The organism is Citrobacter sp. CK206 (assembly GCF_030333125.1).
Taxonomy (GTDB): domain Bacteria; phylum Pseudomonadota; class Gammaproteobacteria; order Enterobacterales; family Enterobacteriaceae; genus Citrobacter_B; species Citrobacter_B koseri.
Genome location: NZ_JAOWGM010000023.1, coordinates 135,358 through 158,419, shown reverse-complemented (window position 1 = coordinate 158,419; position 23,062 = coordinate 135,358). Strand labels below are relative to the sequence as shown.

20 protein-coding genes, 1 other RNA gene and 1 pseudogene are annotated in these 23,062 nt (G+C 53.2%); 5 read left to right on the top strand and 17 right to left on the bottom strand.

Going from position 1 to position 23,062, the window contains the following annotated elements; genetic code table 11:
* Positions 1–66 precede the first annotated feature (66 nt).
* Positions 67–1,062, top strand: coding sequence for a glutathione S-transferase family protein (locus OGX81_RS07435; RefSeq protein ID WP_049010352.1), 996 nt, complete (start codon positions 67–69; stop codon positions 1,060–1,062).
* A 158-nt stretch (positions 1,063–1,220) separates the two neighbouring features.
* Positions 1,221–1,586, top strand: a complete 366-nt coding sequence (locus OGX81_RS07430; protein ID WP_012135242.1) for a DUF805 domain-containing protein — start codon at positions 1,221–1,223, stop codon at positions 1,584–1,586.
* 89 nt (positions 1,587–1,675) lie between these two features.
* On the opposite strand, the gene yhaJ is transcribed toward OGX81_RS07430, so the two are convergent.
* Positions 1,676–2,572 (bottom strand): DNA-binding transcriptional regulator YhaJ, encoded by an 897-nt coding sequence (gene yhaJ, locus OGX81_RS07425; protein WP_012135243.1) that lies wholly within the window; start codon positions 2,570–2,572, stop codon positions 1,676–1,678.
* A 104-nt stretch (positions 2,573–2,676) separates the two neighbouring features.
* Between yhaJ and OGX81_RS07420 the strand changes: the two genes are divergently transcribed.
* Together OGX81_RS07420 and OGX81_RS07415 are read left to right on the top strand one after the other, a co-directional pair.
* Complete coding sequence (locus OGX81_RS07420) at positions 2,677–3,378, top strand: pirin family protein (protein ID WP_047461083.1); 702 nt, start codon at positions 2,677–2,679, stop codon at positions 3,376–3,378.
* A gap of 26 nt (positions 3,379–3,404) precedes the next feature.
* Positions 3,405–3,569, top strand: a complete 165-nt coding sequence (locus tag OGX81_RS07415) for a protein YhaL (protein WP_047463896.1) — start codon at positions 3,405–3,407, stop codon at positions 3,567–3,569.
* Positions 3,570–3,601: 32 nt separating this feature from the next.
* Here the strand turns inward: OGX81_RS07415 and OGX81_RS22100 are convergent.
* From OGX81_RS22100 to garL, 15 genes and pseudogenes are all read right to left on the bottom strand, one after another.
* Positions 3,602–3,739, bottom strand: a pseudogene (locus OGX81_RS22100) (hypothetical protein); the annotation flags it as partial.
* Between the two features lie 76 nt (positions 3,740–3,815).
* A complete protein-coding gene (locus OGX81_RS07410) occupies positions 3,816–5,126 on the bottom strand; it encodes an L-cysteine desulfidase family protein (RefSeq protein WP_071257772.1) in 1,311 nt (436 codons plus the stop codon).
* 25 nt (positions 5,127–5,151) lie between these two features.
* Positions 5,152–6,483 (bottom strand): SLC5/6 family protein, encoded by a 1,332-nt coding sequence (locus OGX81_RS07405; RefSeq protein WP_104868154.1) that lies wholly within the window; start codon positions 6,481–6,483, stop codon positions 5,152–5,154.
* A 381-nt stretch (positions 6,484–6,864) separates the two neighbouring features.
* Positions 6,865–8,229 carry an L-serine ammonia-lyase gene (gene tdcG, locus OGX81_RS07400; RefSeq protein WP_012135249.1) on the bottom strand — a complete coding sequence of 455 codons (1,365 nt, stop codon included), beginning with the start codon at positions 8,227–8,229 and terminating at the stop codon, positions 6,865–6,867.
* Between the two features lie 100 nt (positions 8,230–8,329).
* Positions 8,330–8,725 carry an enamine/imine deaminase gene (locus OGX81_RS07395; protein ID WP_012135250.1) on the bottom strand — a complete coding sequence of 132 codons (396 nt, stop codon included), beginning with the start codon at positions 8,723–8,725 and terminating at the stop codon, positions 8,330–8,332.
* Between the two features lie 13 nt (positions 8,726–8,738).
* Entirely contained in the window at positions 8,739–11,033 is a 2,295-nt protein-coding gene (gene pflB / locus OGX81_RS07390; protein WP_012135251.1) for a formate C-acetyltransferase, read from the bottom strand.
* Positions 11,034–11,065: 32 nt separating this feature from the next.
* A complete protein-coding gene (tdcD, locus tag OGX81_RS07385; RefSeq protein WP_058668140.1) occupies positions 11,066–12,274 on the bottom strand; it encodes a propionate kinase in 1,209 nt (402 codons plus the stop codon).
* A gap of 31 nt (positions 12,275–12,305) precedes the next feature.
* Complete coding sequence (gene tdcC, locus OGX81_RS07380; protein WP_012135253.1) at positions 12,306–13,637, bottom strand: threonine/serine transporter TdcC; 1,332 nt, start codon at positions 13,635–13,637, stop codon at positions 12,306–12,308.
* A gap of 34 nt (positions 13,638–13,671) precedes the next feature.
* Positions 13,672–14,661, bottom strand: a complete 990-nt coding sequence (gene tdcB, locus OGX81_RS07375; protein ID WP_012135254.1) for a bifunctional threonine ammonia-lyase/L-serine ammonia-lyase TdcB — start codon at positions 14,659–14,661, stop codon at positions 13,672–13,674.
* Positions 14,662–14,764: 103 nt separating this feature from the next.
* Positions 14,765–15,703, bottom strand: coding sequence for a transcriptional regulator TdcA (gene tdcA / locus OGX81_RS07370; protein WP_047461068.1), 939 nt, complete (start codon positions 15,701–15,703; stop codon positions 14,765–14,767).
* A gap of 615 nt (positions 15,704–16,318) precedes the next feature.
* On the bottom strand, positions 16,319–16,573 hold the full coding sequence (locus OGX81_RS07365) for a hypothetical protein (protein ID WP_146209158.1): 255 nt from the start codon (positions 16,571–16,573) through the stop codon (positions 16,319–16,321).
* Positions 16,574–16,686: 113 nt separating this feature from the next.
* Positions 16,687–17,064, bottom strand: an RNA gene (rnpB, locus tag OGX81_RS07360) — RNase P RNA component class A.
* A 32-nt stretch (positions 17,065–17,096) separates the two neighbouring features.
* Entirely contained in the window at positions 17,097–18,242 is a 1,146-nt protein-coding gene (gene garK / locus OGX81_RS07355; RefSeq protein ID WP_104868153.1) for a glycerate 2-kinase, read from the bottom strand.
* A gap of 96 nt (positions 18,243–18,338) precedes the next feature.
* Positions 18,339–19,229 (bottom strand): 2-hydroxy-3-oxopropionate reductase, encoded by an 891-nt coding sequence (garR, locus tag OGX81_RS07350; RefSeq protein ID WP_104868152.1) that lies wholly within the window; start codon positions 19,227–19,229, stop codon positions 18,339–18,341.
* Between the two features lie 28 nt (positions 19,230–19,257).
* The gene (garL, locus tag OGX81_RS07345; protein ID WP_024130976.1) at positions 19,258–20,028 is read right to left on the bottom strand and encodes a 2-dehydro-3-deoxyglucarate aldolase; all 771 of its coding nucleotides are present in this window, start codon (positions 20,026–20,028) and stop codon (positions 19,258–19,260) included.
* Between the two features lie 409 nt (positions 20,029–20,437).
* Here garL and garD point away from each other — a divergent pair, with 409 nt between their 5' ends.
* Entirely contained in the window at positions 20,438–22,009 is a 1,572-nt protein-coding gene (garD, locus tag OGX81_RS07340) for a galactarate dehydratase (RefSeq protein ID WP_104868151.1), read from the top strand.
* Positions 22,010–22,067: 58 nt separating this feature from the next.
* Here the strand turns inward: garD and OGX81_RS07335 are convergent, their stop codons facing one another.
* Entirely contained in the window at positions 22,068–22,877 is an 810-nt protein-coding gene (locus OGX81_RS07335; protein ID WP_012135265.1) for a DeoR family transcriptional regulator, read from the bottom strand.
* Between the last annotated feature and the right edge of the window lie 185 nt (positions 22,878–23,062).

Genomic DNA, 23,062 nt, shown 5'->3' with positions numbered 1-23,062 from the left:
ACGCTATACTGAATCAAAAAACGAGGGGATATTCTCCTCGTTTTTGCTATCTGGAGGAGAGAGAAAATGGGACAACTGATTGACGGCGTATGGCATGACACCTGGTATGACACCAAGTCTACGGGGGGGAAATTTCAACGTTCTGTATCGGCTTTCCGTAACTGGCTCACCGCTGATGGCGCGCCGGGCCCGACTGGCGAAGGGGGCTTTGCCGCCGAAAAAGATCGCTATCACCTGTATGTTTCACTTGCCTGCCCGTGGGCGCATCGCACGCTGATCCTGCGTAAGCTCAAGGGGCTGGAACCGTTTATCTCCGTTTCTGTTGTGAATCCGCTGATGCTGGAGAATGGCTGGACGTTTGATGATAATTTCCCGGCGGCAACCGGTGATACGCTGTATCAACACGAGTTTCTGTATCAACTCTATCTGCATGCCGATCCGCACTACAGCGGTCGCGTCACCGTACCGGTATTGTGGGATAAAAAAAATCACACCATCGTCAGTAATGAATCGGCGGAAATCATTCGCATGTTCAATACCGCATTCGATGCGCTGGGTGCCAAAGCCGGGGATTACTACCCGACGGCCCTGCGCGGAAAAATTGACGAACTCAATAGCTGGATTTATGACAACGTCAACAACGGCGTGTACAAAGCCGGGTTCGCCACCAGCCAGCAGGCCTATGATGAAGCCGTAGAGAAAGTGTTCGAGTCACTGGCGCGTCTGGAGCAAATCCTGGGGCAGCACCGTTACCTGACCGGCGACCAGTTAACCGAGGCGGACATTCGCCTGTGGACCACGCTGGTGCGTTTTGACCAGGTTTACGTTACGCACTTCAAGTGCGACAAATACCGCATCAGCGATTACCTGAATCTTTATGGTTTCCTGCGCGATATCTGGCAGATGCCCGGCATTGCGGAAACCGTCAACTTCGACCATATCCGTAACCACTACTTCCGTAGCCACAAAACCATCAACCCGACGGGGATTATCTCAATCGGCCCGTTGCAGGATCTCAATGAGCCTCACGGACGCGACGTCCGCTTTGCAAAAGCGGGATAATCCCTTTACGCCGCCACCAGAAAACAGCCTGATGGCGGCGCTGACTCACCTTACCCGCCCGGTGCATTAAACACATTAATCATTCGAATATTTACCACCATTCCATTCACGGCTATTCTTATTTAAAAACAAGTGATTGACCGTATGTTGAGGCGAAAATGGACTGGTATTTAAAAGTATTGAAGAACTATATCGGCTTTGGCGGCCGCGCGCGTCGTAAAGAGTACTGGATGTTTATTCTGGTCAACGTCATTTTTACGTTCGTGCTGGGCGTGCTGGACAAGATGTTCGGCTGGCAACGCGCCGGGGGCGAAGGCGTGCTGACAACCATTTATGGCATTCTGATTTTCTTACCGTGGTGGGCAGTACAGTTCCGTCGGTTGCATGATACCGATCGTTCCGCATGGTGGCTGTTACTGCTCCTCATCCCTGTTATTGGCTGGCTGGTCATCATCCTCTTTAACTGCCAGAACGGTACGCCAGGCGAAAACCGTTTCGGGCAGGACCCTAAAATTCTGCCCTGAAGTGAAGCCGGTAGATGCCTGATGGCGCTGCGCTTATCAGGCCTACGCGAGCGCCTGCACCACCATCCGGCTAAACCGGGCTTGCGCTCTTATCTGCTGGCAAACAGTTTCGGGATTTCCCGCAGGCACCAGGCTTTCGCCTCGCCCATGCTGTCGCGTCGCCAGGCCATAATAATATCAATTTCGCTGGTCGATTCCGGGCTGACGACCCGCAGTCTTCCTTGCGCGATATCCTGTTCGACCAGCGGATACGGCATGGTCGCGACGCCCAGCCCGGCCAGCAAAGCCTGACGTTTGTCTTCAATGGTACTCACCGTCAGGCGCGGCTGTTTGTCCAGCAGTTGCACGGTCAATACCGGTCGCTCGCGGGCGGTATCCGCCACCGCCACACCACGATATTTCACGCGGGTCACTTCAGACAGCGGCTCCGGCTCCTGATGAATCGGATGGTCCGGTGCCGCCACGTAGACGTTCATCAGCGTATACAGCTTGCGGGAGTTAATTTCTGACGACGAGCGGAAATGCATATCCGGTGCAATCACAATATCGGCCCGCCCCTGCTCCAGACGTTCCCAGGCGCCCGCCAGCACTTCCGTGATCACCGAAAGCTGGGTGTTGGCTTTCGCGGCCAGTCGGTCAATCAGCGGGAAGAAGGCTGAGGTCGGCACCAGCGCTTCTGTCACCAGCGTCAGGTGCGTTTCCCAACCGCGCGCCAGCGCTTCGGCATCGGTGGTCAGCTTGTCTGCCGCTTCCAGCAATACGCGCCCGCGTTCCAGCAGCATACGCCCCACGTTGGTGAATTTTGTCCGATGGCCGGAACGGTCAAACAGCACCACATCCAGCTCTTCTTCCAGTTTTTGCATGGTGTAGCTGAGCGCGGATGGTACGCGACCTAACTCATCTGCCGCCGCCGCGAAGCTCCCGCGTCGATCTATTGCGTCCATGACGCGTAACGCTTCCAGTGTTAACGCCCTTTCTTTGGCCATATCGTTCTCATTCAGGAAATTTGAACATACCGGGCAGAATATCTGGCTAACAATGCAGCGTCCAGCCCCTTAACATAAAAGGAAGTAAAGAGAGGTCAAGAATTATGATTACTACCCGAACAGCCAAACAGTGCGGACAGGCAGACTACGGATGGTTGCAGGCCCGTTATACCTTCTCCTTTGGACACTACTTCGACCCTAAACTGCTGGGCTATGCCTCCCTGCGCGTACTCAACCAGGAAGTGCTGGCGCCGGGCGCCTCCTTCCAGCCGCGCACCTACCCGAAGGTGGATATTTTAAACCTGATTCTGGAAGGCGAAGCGGAATATCGCGACAGCGAAGGCAATCATGTCCAGGCGAAAGCGGGCGAAGCCCTGCTGCTCGCCACGCAGCCGGGCATTAGCTATAGCGAGCATAATCTCAGTAAAGATAAGTCGCTTACCAGGATGCAGCTATGGCTGGACGCCTGTCCTGAGCGGGAAAACCCGTTGGTACAGAAAACCACGCTAACCGCGAGCAAACAGCAACTCCTCGCCTCCCCGGATGGAGAACAGGACAGCCTGCAATTACGCCAGCAGGTCTGGGTGCACCATATTGAGCTGAAAAAAGGCGAGTCGCTGAGCTTTCAACTGCATGGCCCACGCGCCTATTTGCAGTCGATTCACGGTACGTTTCATGCGGTAACGCATAACGAGGAGCGAGAAGCGCTTACCTGCGGCGACGGCGCATTTATTCGTGATGAAGCTAACATAACGTTAGTTGCCGACACGCCATTGCGCGCTTTACTGATAGATTTGCCTGTGTAGTCAGAAAAAATAAGGGAGTTATGACTGTGAGCAAAAAATCGGCTAAAAAGCATCAATCCGTAACCCAACCCGCAGCACAGGATGCGGCAAACGCGCCCGGGAAATTTGGCTACGAGGAGATGCTAACCGAACTGGAAGCGATCGTCGCGGATGCAGAGATCCGGTTAGCGGAAGAAGATGAAGCCGCCTGAAAAGGCGGCTTCTGATTATCGACAAACGCAATGCCGGATGGCGGCGTAAACGCCTTATCCGGCCTACAAACACAAGTTACCGTAGGCCTGATAAGCGTAGCGCCATCAGGCAAACTGAAAAGGCGGCTTCTGATTATCGACAAACGCAATGCCGGATGGCGGCGTAAACGCCTTATCCGGCCTACGAACGCAAGTTACCGTAGGCCTGATAAGCGCAGCGCCATCAGGCAAACCCGCGCCACAGGGTTAATGCGCCTTACTGGCCATAATTTCGATAACCTGACGGTCGGTTTGCTGCATTGCATGACAGGCCAACGCGCACAAATTCGAAATAGATTGCTCGACGTTATGCGCCACAATCCCTTCGTTGCCGGTTACCGCCGTATCATCCAGCGCCATTAACACCGCTTTCCAGGCCGCAGACGCGCTGGTCGATACCTTCATCGCACAGCTATTCGATGCGCCGTCGCATATCATCCCGCTCACGTCGCCGATCATACTGCTGATCGCCATCGCAATCGTGTTATAGCGGCCATCCATCAGCCACGCCATTCCTGCCGCCGCCCCCATTGCCGCCGTGGTCGCCGCACAGAGCGCTGACAGGCGTGGAAGCTGATGGTGAATGTAGATCGCGCTCAGGTGCGAGAGCATCAGGGCGCGCGCCAGACGTTCGTCATCCGCCCCCACATGCTCCGCCACCACCATTACGGGAACTGTCGCGGTGATCCCCTGATTGCCGGAGCCGGAGTTACTCATGGCTGGCAGCGTCGCGCCGCCCATCCGCGCATCCGAAGCTGCGCTGGTGCGAATCAGGATCGCCGTTGACAGATCGTCCGCCAGCAGACCGCGTGCGCACTGCTTTTGCAACGTCGCCCCGATATGCAGCCCCCAGGTGCCGCGCAATCCTTCCTGCGACAGCGCGCCGTTCAGTCTGGCGGCCTCCAGAATAAAGCGGATTGACGCAAACGGCACCGCATTCACAAACGCCAGAATCTCTTCCAGCGAGGTCTTTGATAAGACCGACAGCGGCGATTCTTGCGCCTCCCCCTGCACGCTTTCGGTCTGCGTAAAGATCACCCCAGTGTGAGTTTCAATGCGCACGATATTGGTGTGCCCGCCGACGATCGTTACGCAGGCCCACGCATCGCCGCTGTACACTTTAGCGCGTGAGAAGAGGATGTCGTCGCATGGCTCCTGCAACATCACCGACACCTTCCCGGCAGCCAGCATCGCTTTCGCATCCGCAATCGCCCCCGAAGAGGCGTTTTTCAACACTTCCAGCCCCGCGCTGGCATCGCCGCCAAGCGCCCCCAGCGCTGCCGCAATGGGAAGCCCAACCATCCCGGTGCCCGGTACGGTGACGCCCAGGCCATTCTTCATCAGGTTCGGCGAGACCCACGCGTCAACGCGTTCAACTTCGCCGTCAAGTTCAGCCGCGGCAACCGCCGCCGCCAGCGCCAGAGAGACAGGTTCCGTACATCCCAGTGCCGGTTTTACCTCTTCTTGTACTGCGAGGATAAAACGCTGCCATAACGGATTTTCTGTAGACTCAAACATAACAACAACCTTACTTTCAGGAAGATCAAGCAAATGCCAGGAACGGAGAAACGCACAGCAGCAAACCCGTGACGATAATCAGATACAGAGACGCGCCCTTGTATTTGTGCAGTGCAGGAACTTTGTAGACCAGCCAGGCCGGGATCAAACATCCCACCATGCCGAAGATCGGGCTACAGATAGAGGTGAAACTCAGCACCGGCGCATTCAGCACAATGGCGCTCCAGGCCAGTAAGATGGCGAAAACCATAATGCCGCGCTGCACGAAGCGTTCGTTAATCTTCTCGACAGGCATTCTGCGGCGCAGCAGGTTCATCACAATTCCCTGAGTCGCTTCGTGAAAGCCTAAGTAAACGCCGAAGAACGCGGTCATAACGGCAAAGATATTCAGGATCACACTGACCACTTTCACCCAGCCCGCACCCGCGCCGCTAATAAACTGCGCGGCGATCGCCAGTGCAGAGATGTTCTGCTCGTAGGCTTTGACCGCTTCGTCATGCCCCATCGCCAGGGTGAAAGAGACCGCGTAGAAAAAGACGGTAACAAACAGAATGCCGAACGCGATGTTCATGGCGCGCAGCGCTTTATGCCGTGCGACCTCAATGGATTTTTCGCGTGAACGATAAGAGATCACCATCGGACTCAAGGTCTGGATAAACAGGATAGAGGTCAGCGTAAACGGCAAGGTGATGATGGCGTTTTTAATCAACAGCGCCATCGGCGGCAGCGCGCCAATGTTGTACAAATGCCACATCCCGATCATTGAGACGCCGAGTGCCGCGACCACCAGCAGTTTAGTCAGCACCATGCCGGTCGAAATCTTGAACAGAAGCTGCTCGCCGCGTGACGAGATCGCCACCAGAATGCAAATCAGCACCAGTCCATAAAACGGGCTGTCGGAGAGCAAACCTTCCGTGACGCCAAAGGTGTGCAGATAAGAGGCGCTGTCGTTAGTGATGGCGGTGGAGTAGACAAACATCCAGATCACCAGCATCACAAAGTAGAGTGCGCCTAACAGGATGCCCCAGTTTTTCCCCAGATAGCCGCTGATGACGCTCGGGTAGTCTTTACATTCCGGGGACTCCGCCAGCGTGTTGATGAACAGGCGCTGGAACAGATACATCGCGGGATAGCCGATAATGGAGGAGAGTAAAAAGACCCACAGCCCCATTAAACCGACCTGCACCGGGAGAAAAACAATCCCCGCGCCGATCGCCATACCAATACTCATGATGACCCAGCCCGTGTCGGTGCTGTCGAATTTAATGGCTTCGCGCCATTCGCTTTCGGTCATCCCTGCCCGGCGCGCCGGAGCTGATGCGTCGAGTATTACGCTGTTATTCGTTGCCGTTTCCATTACGTTCTCGCTTAATATGTAGGTAGAGTTTTTTATTATTTTTCCGTGCCGCATCAAGGCGATACGCGGTACGTCGTGCGCAGGCGAGTTATTGGAGTAGTGAGGGAATCATACGCGCAGGATCAGAGAAAAACTTCACAAACAAACCCCTGTAATTTCTAAAAGTTAAGAAATATTTTCTCTTTTTCAGCAAAATAAAGAATTGAATTTCTATTTTTGAAGCAGATCACAACAAAAAAGGTGCACTAAAGTGCACCTTTTTTATCATGCCATGTTGATTAGTTCATTGCCGGATGGCGGCGCTTGCGCCTTCTCCGGCCTGCAAACGTACGTAAACCGTAGGCCTGATAAGCGCAGCGCCATCAGGCACGGCTATTCACCTCAGGTACAAACGACCTTAATCGCCAGCCCACCGCGCGAAGTCTCGCGATACTTATCGTTCATATCCTTGCCGGTTTCATACATCGTCTCGATCACTTTATCGAGCGACACTCGTGGCTCAGACGTCCGCCGCAGTGCCATTCGCGCCGCATTCACCGCTTTTACCGCATTAATCGCGTTACGTTCAATGCAAGGAATTTGCACCTGCCCGGCCACCGGATCGCAGGTCAATCCCAGGTTGTGCTCCATCGCGATTTCCGCCGCAATGCAAACCTGCGATGGACTACCGCCCAGCAGTTCCGTCAGCCCTGCCGCCGCCATCGAGCAGGCGACGCCAACTTCCCCCTGACAGCCCACTTCCGCACCGGAGATAGACGCATTCATCTTATACAGCGCGCCAATCGCGCCCGCGGCCAGCAGATAGCGGGCAATCGAGTTGGCATTCACCGGACGGCGGAACTTATCGTAATAGGCCAGTACAGCTGGAATAATGCCGCATGCGCCGTTAGTTGGCGCCGTTACGACCCGTCCTCCTGCCGCGTTCTCTTCGCTGACGGCCAACGCAAACATGTTGATCCAGTCGATAACGTTCATCGGGTCGCTGGAGAGGCTGTCGCTGGAGACCAGCAGACGCCTTAACGCAACGGCGCGACGCGGCACATTCAGCGGCCCCGGCAGTACGCCCTCGGTGTTCATACCGCGTTCAATCCCGGCGTGCATCACATCCCAGATGCGCGCGAATCCGGCGTCAATCTCCTCTTTGCTGCGCAGCGCCAGCTCGTTTTGCATCATCAGGCCAGAGACCGAAAGCCCGTTTCGCTCACACAGTTTCAGCAGTTCGCTGGCCGAGTGAAAATCATAAGGCACAGGCGTTTCGACATCATGCGCCTGCCCGAAACGCTCCTCTTCGACGATAAACCCGCCGCCGATGGAGTAATAGGTTTTGCTCAACAGCGTCTCTTGCCCGTTCCATGCCGTAATACGCATCCCGTTTTCATGGCGCGGTAGCGTTTCGGCGTGAAAGAGAATGCTGTCTGCTACCGGGAAATCAACAACGTGCGCTCCCTCGGCCACCGGCAGGCGTCCGCTGCGCGTTACGTCTTCAATAAAGGTGGGAATCGCGTCGATATTCACGTTTTGCGGGCTGTTACCTGCCAGCCCCATCATGATGGCGGTATCCGTCGCATGACCTTTCCCGGTCAGCGATAACGATCCATACAGATCAACCGTAATACGCGTCGTGCGAAGTAAATCACCCTTGCTGGTCAGTTGATCGATAAAACATTTTCCTGCATTCATCGGCCCTACGGTATGGGAGCTGGAAGGTCCAATGCCAATCTTAAAAATATCGAATGCGCTAATCATATCCAGAACCTCGGATTGCCGTTCAGTGGAGACCAGACATCAAATAGTTTCACACTCGTTTTTGGGATCGGGGCGATCCTGACGATCGCCCCGCAGGGGGTTACAGCGTATCGCCACGCACCGCGATAGCTTCAATCTCCAGCTTCACATCCTTCGGCAAACGGGCGACCTGCACACAGCTGCGCGTAGGGTAAGTCGCCTGATGCTCATCAAAGAACTGCTGATACACCTCGTTGATGGTGGTGAAATCGTTCAGATCGGTAATGAACACAGTGGTCTTCACGATATCGCCCACTTTCAGGCCCGCAGCTTCCACAATCGCTTTGACGTTTTCCAGGCTCTGACGCGCCTGATCGACGACATTTTCCGCGACCTCGCCCGTTTGCGGGCATACCGGGATCTGACCTGAGGTCAGCACCATACTGCCCAAATCCACACCCTGTACGTAGGGGCCGATGGCTCCCGGTGCATGTTGGGTGGCAATAATCTTTCTCATAGCGCCTCCGGCGTTATATCGCCTGGGTAAAGGTACGTGAAATCACATCCTGCTGTTGCTCGCGGGTGAGCGCATTAAAGCGCACGGCGTAGCCGGACACGCGGATCGTCAGGTTCGGATAGCTTTCCGGGTGCTCGATGGCGTCCAGCAGCATTTCACGGTTCATCACGTTGACGTTCAGGTGCTGACCGCCTTCCACATGCGCTTCATGATGGAAGTATCCGTCCAGCAGGCCGACCAGATTGGTTTTCCGCACGCCGTCATCTTTGCCCAACGCCGCAGGCACAATGGAGAAGGTGTAGGAAATCCCGTCTTTGGCATAGGTGAACGGCAGTTTCGCGACGGAAGTCAGCGAAGCGACAGCGCCTTTACGGTCACGGCCGTGCATCGGGTTCGCACCCGGCGCGAACGGCGTACCGCCACGACGTCCATCCGGCGTGTTCCCGGTTTTCTGGCCGTACACCACGTTCGAGGTGATGGTCAGAATGGACTGCGTCGGCACCGCGTTGCGGTAGGTTGGCAACACTTTAATTTTCTTCATAAAGCGTTCAACCAGATCGCAGGCAATGCTGTCCACGCGCTCGTCGTTGTTGCCGTACTGCGGATATTCGCCTTCGATGACAAAATCGACTGCCAGCCCGTTATGGTCGCGCACCGGTTTCACCTTCGCGTACTTGATGGCGGACAGCGAATCCGTCGCCACGGACAGCCCCGCGATGCCGCATGCCATCGTGCGATAAACGTCACGATCGTGTAGCGCCATCAGCGACGCTTCGTAGCTGTACTTGTCGTGCATGTAGTGGATGATATTCAGCGCGCTGATGTACTGCACCGCCAGCCAGTCCATGAAGTGGTCAAGGCTCTCCATCACCGTGTCGTAATCCAGCACGTCATCCATTAATGGCGCCGTTTTCGGCCCGACCTGGATTTTCAGCTTCTCATCCACACCGCCGTTGATTGCATACAGCAGCGTTTTAGCGAGGTTGGCGCGGGCGCCGAAGAACTGCATCTGCTTACCGATGACCATTGGGCTGACGCAGCAGGCAATGGCGTAATCATCGCTGTCAAAGTCAGCGCGCATCAGATCGTCATTTTCATACTGCAAAGATGAAGTGACGATCGACACCTGTGCCGCATACTTTTTAAAAGCGACCGGCAGCGCTTCTGACCACAGCACGGTCAGGTTCGGCTCTGGCGCAGGCCCCATCGTGTGCAGGGTATGCAGATAGCGGAAGGAGTTTTTGGTCACCAGCGTGCGGCCATCCAGCCCCATACCGCCGATCACTTCGGTTGCCCAAATCGGGTCGCCGGAGAACAGCGTGTCAAATTCCGGCGTGCGCAGGAAGCGCACCATTCGGATCTTCATGATGAAGTGGTCGATCAGTTCCTGCGCCTGTTCTTCCGTTAAGATCCCGGCTTTGAAGTCTCGCTCAATGTAGATGTCGAGGAACGACGCGGTACGGCCCAGCGACATTGCGCCGCCGTTCTGCGATTTCACCGCTGCCAGATAGGCGAAGTAAAGCCACTGGACGGCTTCCTGCGCGTTACGCGCCGGACGGGAGATATCGCAACCGTATTTGGCGGCCATTTCCTGCATTTGCAGCAGCGCACGGCGGTGTTCGGCCAGTTCTTCACGCAGGCGAATCGTCGCTTCAAGGTTCTGCCCCCACTCCAGATTTGACTGGAGATCGGCAAACTGCAATTCACGCTCGCGCACCAGATAACGGATACCGTACAGCGCAACGCGGCGATAGTCGCCGATAATGCGCCCACGGCCGTAGCCATCCGGTAAGCCGGTCAGCACCCCGGATTTACGGCAGCGCAGCATATCCGGCGAATACGCGTCGAATACACCCTGGTTATGGGTTTTACGCAGTTCGGTAAACTGATATTCAAAATCAGCATCCATTTCACGACCATACGCCTGGAATGAGCTTTTGATCATGTTGATGCCGCCAAACGGATGCAGCGCGCGCTTGAGTGGCTTATCGGTTTGCAAACCGACGATTTTTTCCAGCTCCTGCTCAATATAACCCGCGTCATGGGCAGTAATGGTGGTCGCAATGTTGGTATCGAAATCGACTGGCGCATGCGTCGAGTTTTCAATACGAATACCCGCCATAACTTTTTCCCACAATGCGGTAGTCGCAGGCGTGGCTTCCGCGAGGAAGGATTCATCTCCCTCATAGGGCGTATAGTTGTGCTGAATAAAATCACGGACATTAATTTCTTCTTTCCAGTCCGTACCTTTAAAGCCAAGCCAGGCTTCGGCATACAGCATATCGCTGGTATCGATATTTACCTTCATGAAAAATAGTCTCTCTACAGAACAACAATAAATTATGCAAATTCCACAGGTGCGTTAACTTTGCCTAAATGAATAGCGTCGAGGGCAATCATCTTTTCTTCATTCGTTGGAATGACGGCACAAATAACGTTGGTGTCTTTGCTGGAGATAATTCTTTCACCGTGAGAATTAGGCAGGCTATTCATCTCGTGATCTAATTTCACGCCCAGAACAGCCAAATGTTCAATGACCAGACGGCGAATTAACACGGAGTTTTCGCCAATCCCCCCGGTAAAAATAATACCGTCCAGACGGTGTAACGATGCGGCATGCCCGGCAATGTGGCGGGCAATACGGTGCACAAAGGTTTTAATCGCCAGTTGCGCACGTTCATGCCCTTCATGCCAGGCTTTTTCCAATACACGTAAGTCAGATGACAGACCGGAAATCCCCAGCAAACCAGACTCTTTATTCACCACGCGTTCCATATCGCCCAGCGTCTGGTTGGTTTCGCTGGCAATCCAAGCCATCGCGCCGAAGTCCACATCGCCGCTGCGGGTGCCCATCATCAGCCCTTCCAGCGGGGTCATCCCCATAGAGGTATCGACGCTTTGACCGTTACGAACGGCACAGATAGAAGCGCCATTGCCCAGATGCGCGACAACCAGACCCGAGTCCTCTTCCGGTAGCGCAAGAAGGTCATGCGCACGCTGCGAGACATAGCGGTGCGAGGTGCCATGAAAGCCATAGCGCCGGACGCCCAACTCCTCAAAATATTTCCACGGCAAGCCGTACAAATACGCTTCAGGCGCCATCGTTTGATGGAAGCTGGTATCAAATACCGCCACCTGCTGTACGCCCGGGAAAAGATGCTGCGCCGATTCAATTCCGCTTAAATTGGCGTAATTATGTAACGGCGCTAAAGGAGAAACCCGGCGGATATTCTCGATAACTTCATCCGTAATAATGGCTGATGCCGTAAAGATATTTCCGCCGTGGGCAATACGGTGGCCAATTAAGGCCACGCTGTCGATTAAATTACGTTTTTCCAGTTCAAACGCAATCGCCTTTAATGCGCCTTCGTAGCTGTGGTGAGCCAGCTTAGCTGGCTCTCCTCCATTTACGGATAAAAACGCATCTTCAGAATTAATACCGTCCGCAATTCCTGCCATTAACACATCGCAATGGGTTGCATCCAGTACTGAAAACTTAATGGAAGACGATCCACAGTTAATCACCAGAACTACCGGAAATTCATTCATTTCACTACTCCGCTCATCCTGAGCTAAAGGATTAGAACAGTTTGTACACGATATTCAGGATGGTCAGCAGACCAATCACGGTCACAAACACGTTATCCAGACGACCACGGTATTTCGCCAGTGACGGCGCTTTACGGATGGCGTACATCGGCAACAGGCAGAGCAGCGAGGCAATGATCGGCGCACCCATTGCTTCAATCAGGTCCAGGATGTTCGGGTTGGCGTATGCCACAACCCAGGTGGAACCCATGATGAAGATCATGCTGATGGTGTTGAGTTTGCCCAGTGAAACTTTGGTTTTATCGCCTTTGTAACCAAACTTCAGCACCAGACCGTTCAGGCCTTCCAGCGTGCCCAGGTAGTGACCGAAGAACGATTTGAAGATAGCGACCAGTGCGATGATGGAAGCCCCGTACTCCAGAACCGTAGCAAACGTTGATTTAGTGCCAGACAGCGATGCAAAGTGGTTCGCCAGATATGAGAGCACCGGAATGTTCTGCGCTTTCGCATCCGCCATGTTGGCCGGAGAGAGCGTGAACAGGCAGCTGAAGGCGAAGAACATCACCACGGCCACCATCAGCATGCTGGCGCGGGAGATGATCTGTGAACATTTACGCTCGGTAAATTCACGACCAAAGTCTTTCTCATACTCTTCACGTTTGGAAACCACGAAAGAAGAGACGATAGGCGAGAAGTTAAAGGAGAACACCATGATGGAGATACCCAGCCACACGGTAACCAGAATGCCGTCATGCCCGGTTAACGCGATATTGCTGAGATCCACCTGATCGATAACCGCAGAGTTCCAGTAAGGGATCAGCGACAGAGAGATCAGCACCAGGCTGGCAATGAACGGCCATACCAGGTAGCTCATCACTTTAACCATCAGGTCTTTACCAAACCAGATAACGAAAGCCATCAGCAGCAGCAGGAACAGCGCCACAAAGCCACGGTTAAGCGCCGGCATCTGCAACTGGTTTTCCCAGAAGGTCATAAAGGTGTTGGTAATGGTTACGCCATAAATCCACAGCAGCGGACAGATAGCGAAGAAGTACAGGAACGTGATGACCACGCCGCCTGTTTTACCAAAGTGCTCTTCTACCGTTTCTGTGATGTTGCCGGAAGGGTTAGAACCGGAAAGACACAGGCGCGCCAGCGCACGGTGGCAGTAAAACGCGATGGGGTAGGCCAACACCAGCATCAAAAGAATCGGGATCAGCCCGCCAAACCCTGCGCGAATAGGGAAGAACAACACCCCGGCGCCGATGGCAGTACCAAATAGTCCCAGTGTCCATGTGGTGTCCGATTTACGCCAGGACGACTGTTTTGTCTGGCTGGATACAATGCTATCAGTAGTACTCATATCCTATCCTCAACGAAAAGATTAATAGCCGGGTTTAAGCGTCAACTAAGCCCGTAATTTGCGATACACGAGAAAGATCGATATTGCCGCCAGAAATAATGCTGACCGTTTTTCTGTTCTGGATATAGCTATCTAATTTCCCGCTTAATAATGCGGCACATGCCAGTGCGCCAGCGCCTTCAGTGACGACTTTATTGCGCTGAATTAATGCAATCATGCTGTTACGAATTTCATCTTCGCTGACCAGGACAATGTCATCCACTAATTCACGAACAATCTCATACGTTAAATTACCCGGGCGAGAAACATCACAACCATCCGCCAGGGTGCCGGTCGTTCGGTGAGTGGTTATTTCTCCTGCATGATAAGATGCCGCCATGCCGTGTACGTTTTCGGACTGTACGCCAATAACTTTAATTGTCGGGTTAATGGATTTAATAGCAATCGCAACACCGGCAATCAGACCGCCGCCGCCAATTGGTACAATGACGTTATCGACATCATACAGATCTTCCATAATTTCCAGGCCAATCGTTCCCTGCCCGGCAATCACTTTCGGATCGTCATAAGGTGGAATAAAAATGCGGCCTTCAGTCTCAACAATTTCGCTCACTTTGGCGATGGTATCGTTGAAGTTGTCACCGTGCAGCACCACTTCAGCGGAGTAGTCGCAGGTGGCCGCCACTTTGGACTTCGGCGCGCCTTTCGGCATCACGACTTTGCCGTCGATACCGAGCATCGCGCAGGAGAGAGACACCCCTTGCGCATGGTTACCGGCAGAGCAAGCCACCACGCCTTTACGTTTTTCTTCTTCCGTTAATGAACTGAGTTTGTTAAACGCACCGCGGATTTTAAAAGAGCCCGTGCGTTGCATATTTTCGAACTTAAGGAATATTTCGCCTTTGCAGCGCTCGCTGAAATAGTTAGAGCGCGGCATACCTGTTTTATAAATTTTCCCCGCAAGTCTTTTTTTCGCTTCGAGGATATCTTCAATCGCAACCGGGAGATCGTATGTAATATGCATTATAACCTCTTAACCTGGGTATTAAGGTAAAATAAATAGTCAGTACCAACGTCCGATATTCAGACAGATGGCATCAGTTTTTGATTAAATTAAATTTAATCCGTTACTTAATTTCTATTAATTGCTTTCGTCTGCAACCATTATAAGATGAATATTCTTTGGCTAATTCCACCAAAACCGATGCTGCTTTTTTAATCCGATAATTTTTAGACCAGATCGCGGCATAACGCGCGACCGGTAAATCTTCCTCTACTGGAATCGTAATAAACTGGTTTGAACCGAATGGAGATGTCATATCGCAGGGAATGACGGTCAGAAAATCAGCATTGAGAACAAGATTATAAATAGTGACAACGGAATCTGTTTTAACGATGTTTTCACTGCTGATGCCATTTCTTTGTAACGTGGTGAGGAGTTCGCTGTAGTAGCCCATATTCGTTTGTGGCAACACCCACTGTTCGTTCTGCAACGATTCCAGTGTGGTGATGCCGGTGCATGTTCGGGACTTACTGGCCACCAGGACAAACTCTGACTCAAAAAGCGGCTCCACGTGTAGATCCTGTAGTTTCATCTCATCACTGAGCGTGCCGATAGCGAAATCCAGGCGTCCGTCGCGAATCGCGGGCAGGAACGAGGAGAGCTGCGCTTCATACATCGACACCTGCGCTTTTGGGAACACCTCTTTAAATTTATGAATCATGTCAGACATAAAGGTAAAGCCAATCAACGAAGGAAAACCAAACGAAACGTCGACCACCGTGTTGCAGGTCATGCTGTTCATCTCGTTCACCATGTTTTTCATTTCACGGGTGATGGATTCAGACCAGGTAAGCAGCACCTGACCTGCGCTGGTTAACGTGACACCGGTATTTTTGCGAACGATTAACTCAACGCCAAAATAGGCCTCAACATCATTGATAATTTTACTTACAGCAGGCTGAGTTAACCCTAACTCTTTTGCGGCAGAACCGATAGAACCACTTCTAATGACTTCCTGAAAGACCACCAAGTGCTGTGTTTTAGGGAGAAGAATAGTATTCATATCGACCTGCACTAATTACTTTGTTGACGGCATGAAGTGTACCAAATAAAGGTTACATGGTTATGTGCGACTACTCACAAATTAACTGACCTTACATTTTGTAAGCTTATTTTTTAAAAAATAAACCATTTACTATCAACAAGTTGAAAGAACCAGACTGCACTTTATCATGATTTTTGTCAAAAAATCATGAGGGGATAACAATATTTTATGGCGATAACATATGCGTTTCATTCGCTATTTTACAAATTCGGGAAAGACGATAATTCAATCAATTATCGCATAATTAACACGCAGATTTACGTTTAAATTTAACGGACAATTAATCAAAAATAAGTACAATTACGCCCTTATTGGGATTAAAGATTGTGGCATATCACATTTTTTCTTCTTATTTGTTTGTAAAAAAACATTACACACACGAATATTTAATTCATTTAATACACGTCATTATCATTACCAACAATATATTAACACTGTGATTGTCAATTTTTGTAGCGCGTAATTTTGTGATAGCGATCAACAGCCAATCTTTTATCCGGTTAAAAAATCACCACACAGCGTTTTGTGTTAGTGGTCACAGAACAAGAAATATCTTTTGGCGGGGAGATTATGTTACGCAGCGAGATCGGGCACCTTCTGCGGGGAATCCGCCGGATGGCGACGCTCACGCGTCTTATCCGGCCTACAAAAAGCGCTCAGCCACAGGACTGATAAGCGCAGCGCCATCAGGCAATCTCTGCGGGGAATCCGCCGGATGGCGACGCTCACGCGTCTTATCCGGCCTACCAAAGCGCTCTGCCGTAGGCCTGATAAGCGCAGCGCCATCAGGCAACGTACGCGGAGAATCTGCCGGATGGCGACGCTCACGCGTCTTATCCGGCCTACCAAAGCGCTCCTGATAAGCGCAGCGCCATCAGGCAGTACCGGGAACCCAAACGCTATGAAAGTAAAAACCCGCCGAAGCGGGTTTTTACATGAAGAGGTGAAACTGACCGATAAGCCGGGTTCTGTCGTGGACAGTCATTCATCTAGGCCAGCAATCGCTCACTGGCTCAAGCAGCCTACCCGGGTTCAGTACGGGCCGTACCTTATGAACCCCTATTTGGCCTTGCTCCGGGTGGAGTTTACCGTGCCGCGAACTGTTACCAGCCGCGCGGTGCGCTCTTACCGCACCCTTTCACCCTTACCTGATCCCGCTTGCGCGGGCCATCGGCGGTTTGCTCTCTGTTGCACTGGTCGTGGGCTTGCGCCCCCCAGGCGTTACCTGGCACCCTGCCCTATGGAGCCCGGACTTTCCTCCCCTCCGCCCGTCTCCCCGAAAGGGACGACGACGAAGCGGCGACTGTCTGGTCAGCTTCGGCGCGCAGTATAGAGGGTTTGCACGCCATTGTCACCCTGCACTACGCATTCCTATCGCCAGCGTTGCGGCGATGTTTCGCGAGGCGCGGTAGATATTATCAAACGCGCCGCGAAAGGCTTCATCCAGCGTGCCAATGCGGGTAAGCACGCTGAACACGGCATCAATACCATGCTGATGCACCACTCCCACATCATGCGTCAGACTCCCCGCGATCCCAATCACTGGCTTATGATACTTTTTCGCCACACTGGCGACGCCTATCGGTACTTTGCCGTGAATACTCTGGCTGTCGATACGCCCTTCGCCGGTGACGACTAACGCGCAGTCGTGGATATGTTCTTCCAGATTGAGCGCCGTGGTGACTATCTCAATGCCGCTGCGCAACTCTGCGCCGAGGAAAGCCATTAAGGCCGCCCCCATCCCGCCAGCAGCGCCCGCGCCGGGGACATTTTCCACATCCACGCGCAGCGACTTTTTAATCATGTCGGCATAATGAGCAAGATTGCCGTCCAGTTCATGAATGAGCTTTTCGGTCGCTCCTTTCTGCGGCCCAAAGATTCGCGACGCGCCATTTTCGCCCGTCAGTGGATTGGTCACATCGCAGGCCACCCGAATAGCACACGTTTTTAAACGTGGATCGAGACCGGTGATATCAATCGCATTCAGGCTGTTCAGGCTGCCGCCGCCGTTCCCAATTTCAGTACCGTTCGCATCCGTTAATCGGGCGCCCAGCGCCTGCACCATGCCCGCGCCGCCGTCATTGGTCGCGCTGCCGCCAATGCCGATGATAATACTTCTGGCGCCGTGCTCCAGCGCATGCAGGATCAGCTCTCCGGTGCCGCGCGACGTGGTAATTAACGGATTACGTTTTTCTGGCGGAACCAGCGCCAGCCCGCTGGCCGCCGCCATTTCAATAAACGCGGTACAGCCGTCCCCGGACATGCCCCAGTTGGCCATGACGGTCTCCCCCAGCGGCCCCGTCACAAAAGCGGTATACTGCGTTCCATGCGTGGCGGCAATCATGGCTTCGACCGTTCCCTCTCCGCCGTCAGCGACCGGGATAGAAACATACTGCGCATCGGGAAAAATTTCCCGGAATCCTTTTTCTATCGCCTGCGCAACTTCAGCGGCAGAAAGGCTTTCTTTATAAGAGTCTGGGGCGATTACGATTTTCATAGTTGTAGCCTGTTACTGCACAACGCCGGATGGCGTTTCACTTATCCGGCCAGGGTCATAGGCCCGGACCGCCGCGCGCGACCGGGCATGACGTCATTAGCGAGCGATTTCCACTTTCGCCAGTTTTTCGTAGTAGCAGGCCAGGGCGCTATGGTCGGCCGTGCCCAGACCATCGGCACGTAGCGCCTGCATCATTTCCATCACGGCGGCGGTCAGCGGCAGCTGCGCGCCTACGCCATGAGAGGTGTCCAGCGCATTCGCCAGATCTTTAATATGCAGATCGATGCGAAAGCCCGGTTTGAAATTCCGTTCCATCACCATCGGCGCTTTCGCATCCAGCACGGTGCTACCCGCCAGACCGCCGCGAATCGCCTGATACACCAGATCCGGGTTCACCCCCGCTTTGGTCGCCAGCGTCAGCGCTTCAGACATGGCTGCGATGTTCAGCGCGACAATCACCTGGTTAGCCAGTTTGGTCACGTTGCCCGCGCCAATATCACCGGTATGCACCACGGAACCGGCCATTGCTTTTAGCAGATCGTAATATTTATCGAAAATCGCTTTATCGCCGCCAACCATCACCGACAGCGTGCCGTCGATCGCTTTCGGCTCGCCGCCGCTTACCGGCGCATCCAGCATATCAATACCTTTTGCTTTCAGCGCGTCGCTGATTTCACGGCTTGCCAGCGGAGCGATAGAGCTCATATCGATCAAAACGGTGCCTGGCTTCGCGCCTTCAACAATGCCTCCTTCGCCCAGCGCCACTTCTTTCACATGCGGCGAGTTCGGCAGCATGGTGATAATCACATCGCACTGTTCGGCAACGGCTTTTGCCGTGGTTGCGGTTTCTGCGCCTGCGGCAATAACTTCGGCAATCGCGTCAGGGTTACGGTCAGAAACCACCAGCGAGTAACCGGCTTTGAGGAGGTTTTTGCTCATTGGTTTACCCATGATGCCCAGGCCAATGAAACCTACTTTCATCGTCATAATCTTCTCTCTCTTGTTTCAGTGGTGGTTATTTCTTAAAGGCGTCAGCCAGCTTTTGCGTGGCGGAGCGGAACACGCCCAAATCGCTCCCCACGGCAACGAACGTCGCGCCCCATTCCAGATAGCGGCGCGCGTCGGCTTCGACCGGCGCCAGAATGCCGCACGGTTTACCGTGGGCTTTGGCGCGGGCAAAGATATGCTGAATGGTTTTCTGTACTTCCGGGTGAGAGGCGTTGCCAAGATGACCTAACGCCGCAGCCAGATCGCTTGGGCCGACAAAAATACCGTCAACGCCTTCAGTGGCCGCGATAGCATCAACGTTATCCACCCCCTGCTGGCTTTCGATCTGCACCAGAATGGTGATGTTCTTATTTGACTGGGCAAAGTAATCCGGCACGGTGCCAAACATATTGGCGCGATGGGAAACGGAGACCCCACGGATGCCTTCCGGCGGATAACGCGTCGAGGCCACGGCGCGAACGGCTTCTTCTTCCGTCTCGACAAACGGGATCAGGAAGTTATAGAAACCGATATCCAGCAGACGCTTAATAATGACCGGCTCGTTCGTCGGCACCCGTACCACCGGCGCGCTGGCGCTGCCTTTCAACGCCATCAGTTGTGGAATAAAAGTTGAGATATCGTTCGGTGCATGTTCGCCATCCAGCACCAGCCAGTCAAAACCTGCCAGCCCTAACACTTCCGTACTGATGGGGTTTGCCAGCGCGGACCAACAGCCGATCTGAATGCGTTGCGCTGCCAGCGCAGCTTTAAATTTGTTCGGGAAGATATCGTTACTCATCATTTATACCCTGGATGAATCATTATTTATTTCCGCAATTCCGGGAGATATTTCGATTTGCTCATCTAAGGAATTACGCTGATATTTTATCGATAGCGGATAATGAAAGTCGTGAATCAGTATAATCATACTTACGCCGCTAAACATTGTTGTATTGCTCAATTTTAATATTCACAATGAATAATATTTTGAGCATTTGCACAACGTCATGGGCGGTGATGCACAGATTTGTACATTACTCGCCCAGCGCCCGTACCATCGGGAATAATGGCCGATCGCGATCACATTTTTAAACAAAAACTCCTGGCATTCTTTATTTAGCAGCAACGTATTTTTAATTCTGACAATAAAAAGCAGTTGTTCTCTTTAACACATTTATTATCACCACCTGGCTGGAGAATACTGGACAATGGCCGATATCGAAATTAGACAAGAATCGCCAACCGCGTTTTATATTAAAGTGCATGACACCGATAACGTGGCAATTATTGTTAATGACAATGGTCTGCAAGCCGGAACGCGTTTCCCGGACGGTCTGGCGTTGGTTGAACATATTCCTCAGGGGCATAAAGTGGCGCTGGAGGCGATTCCTGCCCACGGCGAAATCGTGCGTTATGGCGAGGTGATCGGCTATGCCGTTCGCGACATCGCACGCGGCAGCTGGATAGATGAGTCGCTGGTTGAGCTACCGAAAGCGCCGCCGTTACACACCCTGCCGCTGGCGACGAAAGTGCCGGAACCGCTGCCGCCGCTGGAAGGCTACACGTTTGAAGGCTACCGCAACGCGGATGGCAGCGTCGGCACCAAGAATCTGCTCGGCATCACCACCAGCGTACACTGCGTGGCGGGCGTCGTGGATTATGTCGTGAAGATCATTGAGCGTGACCTGCTGCCCGGATACCCGAATGTAGACGGCGTTGTCGGTCTGAACCACTTGTACGGCTGCGGCGTGGCGATCAACGCGCCTGCGGCCGTGGTGCCTATCCGCACCATTCATAACATCTCGTTGAACCCGAACTTCGGCGGCGAAGTTATGGTCATCGGCCTTGGCTGTGAAAAACTTCAGCCGGAACGTCTGCTGGAAGGCACGGAAGATGTGAAAGGGATTCCGGTGGACAGCGCCAGTATTGTGCGTTTGCAGGATGAGCAGCACGTCGGCTTTAAGTCGATGGTCGAGGATATTTTGCAGGTGGCCGAACGCCACCTGACGAAGCTCAACCAGCGCCAGCGTGAAACCTGCCCGGCTTCCGAACTGGTGGTCGGAATGCAGTGCGGCGGCAGCGATGCGTTTTCCGGCGTGACGGCCAACCCGGCGGTGGGCTACGCCTCGGATCTGTTAGTGCGTTGCGGCGCGACGGTGATGTTCTCGGAAGTCACCGAAGTCCGTGATGCGATCCACCTTCTCACGCCACGCGCAATTAACGAAGAGGTCGGCAAACGCCTGCTGGAAGAGATGGCCTGGTACGATAATTATCTTGATATGGGGAAAACCGACCGCAGCGCCAACCCGTCGCCGGGCAACAAAAAAGGCGGTCTCGCGAACGTGGTGGAAAAAGCGTTGGGCTCTATCGCAAAATCCGGGCAGAGCGCGATTGTGGAAGTGCTGTCCCCCGGTCAGCGACCGACAAAACGCGGTTTAATTTACGCCGCCACGCCCGCCAGTGATTTTGTCTGCGGCACGCAGCAGGTCGCTTCCGGGATCACCGTGCAGGTGTTCACAACCGGTCGCGGAACGCCATATGGCCTGATGGCGGTTCCGGTAATCAAAATGGCGACCCGCACAGAGCTGGCGAATCGCTGGTTTGATTTGATGGACATCAACGCGGGCACCATTGCCACAGGGGAAGAGAGTATTGAGGACGTGGGCTGGAAGCTGTTCCACTTTATTCTGGACGTCGCGAGCGGTCGTAAAAAAACCTTCTCAGACCAATGGGGGCTGCATAACCAGCTGGCCGTGTTTAACCCCGCGCCAGTGACCTGATGACGAAAAAGGCCGGATGGGGATCGCATCACCATCCGGCCTTTTACAGATAACTGAATTACGCGTTCACCAGAATCACTTCAATACCGCTCTTGCGTAAACCTTCCAGACTGTCGACAGGAATACCTTCATCCACAATGATGGTATGAATACGCTGCGTATCAATGATCTTATGCAGACTGGAGCGGTTAAACTTCGTGGAGTCCGTGACGACAATGATGCGCTCGGCCACTTCACACATCCGGCGGTTAAGTCTGGCTTCATCTTCATTGTGCGTGCTGACGCCACGCTCTAAATCAATGGCATCGACCCCCAGAAACAACATATCGAAATGGTAATTCTGTAGCGACTGCTCTGCCTGGTCACCATAAAATGACTGCGACTGGCGGCGCAGATGCCCACCAGTCATCAGCAGTTCCACTCCCTCAGCTTCCAGCAATGCATTGGCGACATTCATGCCATTGGTCATGGCGATGATATCCGTATGCTGGCGCATCATGCGCGCGATTTCATATGTCGTGGTGCCTGAGTCAAGGATCACCCGGTGTCCGGGTTTAATCAGCGAAACCGCCGCCTGGGCGATACTGCGCTTTACAGCGGTATTGAGTGAACTTTTATCTTCCACCGAAGGCTCAATACCCGGAGTATTGCTGTCGCAAATTAACGCGCCGCCATACGCACGCACGGCAATCCCCTGTTTTTCGAGAAAAGCCAGATCGTTACGGATGGTCACGGTGGAGACGCCGAATAAGACGGAAAGATCGTTAACCTGTACGCTTCCCTGCTGTCGCAACCGCTGGATAATTTGCTCCCGCCTTTCACTGGTAGCGGTAATGCGCTTATCCGCAGAAGAATCAGTACTGCTCATAAAAAATCCTTTAATCAAATCTTTCGTTTCATTTCGATTTTTCTATTAACGCCTTTCTTTTACTGGAATGCAAGCCCCCATACCTGCAAGCCATAAGACGACGCATCGCTGAAACCTTTCATTATGTTTCTTTTGTGAAACAGATCCGAAAACCGATATCTTTCGTTTTATTTTTATAGCGTCTT

What these genes read in the sequence shown, in the direction of transcription:
- garR (WP_104868152.1), bottom strand. Translation starts at nt 19,229, where the DNA reads ATGACGATGAAAGTAGGTTTCATTGGCCTGGGCATCATGGGTAAACCA.
- OGX81_RS07395 (WP_012135250.1), bottom strand. Translation starts at nt 8,725, where the DNA reads ATGAGAAAGATTATTGCCACCCAACATGCACCGGGAGCCATCGGCCCC.
- garK (WP_104868153.1), bottom strand. Translation starts at nt 18,242, where the DNA reads ATGAAAATCGTAATCGCCCCAGACTCTTATAAAGAAAGCCTTTCTGCC.
- tdcB (WP_012135254.1), bottom strand. Translation starts at nt 14,661, where the DNA reads ATGCATATTACATACGATCTCCCGGTTGCGATTGAAGATATCCTCGAA.
- OGX81_RS07335 (WP_012135265.1), bottom strand. Translation starts at nt 22,877, where the DNA reads ATGAGCAGTACTGATTCTTCTGCGGATAAGCGCATTACCGCTACCAGT.
- pflB (WP_012135251.1), bottom strand. Translation starts at nt 11,033, where the DNA reads ATGAAGGTAAATATCGATACCAGCGATATGCTGTATGCCGAAGCCTGG.
- OGX81_RS07420 (WP_047461083.1), top strand. Translation starts at nt 2,677, where the DNA reads ATGATTACTACCCGAACAGCCAAACAGTGCGGACAGGCAGACTACGGA.
- tdcA (WP_047461068.1), bottom strand. Translation starts at nt 15,703, where the DNA reads ATGAATACTATTCTTCTCCCTAAAACACAGCACTTGGTGGTCTTTCAG.
- OGX81_RS07410 (WP_071257772.1), bottom strand. Translation starts at nt 5,126, where the DNA reads ATGTTTGAGTCTACAGAAAATCCGTTATGGCAGCGTTTTATCCTCGCA.
- tdcG (WP_012135249.1), bottom strand. Translation starts at nt 8,229, where the DNA reads ATGATTAGCGCATTCGATATTTTTAAGATTGGCATTGGACCTTCCAGC.
- yhaJ (WP_012135243.1), bottom strand. Translation starts at nt 2,572, where the DNA reads ATGGCCAAAGAAAGGGCGTTAACACTGGAAGCGTTACGCGTCATGGAC.
- garD (WP_104868151.1), top strand. Translation starts at nt 20,438, where the DNA reads ATGGCCGATATCGAAATTAGACAAGAATCGCCAACCGCGTTTTATATT.
- tdcC (WP_012135253.1), bottom strand. Translation starts at nt 13,637, where the DNA reads ATGAGTACTACTGATAGCATTGTATCCAGCCAGACAAAACAGTCGTCC.
- garL (WP_024130976.1), bottom strand. Translation starts at nt 20,028, where the DNA reads ATGAGTAACGATATCTTCCCGAACAAATTTAAAGCTGCGCTGGCAGCG.
- OGX81_RS07430 (WP_012135242.1), top strand. Translation starts at nt 1,221, where the DNA reads ATGGACTGGTATTTAAAAGTATTGAAGAACTATATCGGCTTTGGCGGC.
- OGX81_RS07405 (WP_104868154.1), bottom strand. Translation starts at nt 6,483, where the DNA reads ATGGAAACGGCAACGAATAACAGCGTAATACTCGACGCATCAGCTCCG.
- tdcD (WP_058668140.1), bottom strand. Translation starts at nt 12,274, where the DNA reads ATGAATGAATTTCCGGTAGTTCTGGTGATTAACTGTGGATCGTCTTCC.
- OGX81_RS07435 (WP_049010352.1), top strand. Translation starts at nt 67, where the DNA reads ATGGGACAACTGATTGACGGCGTATGGCATGACACCTGGTATGACACC.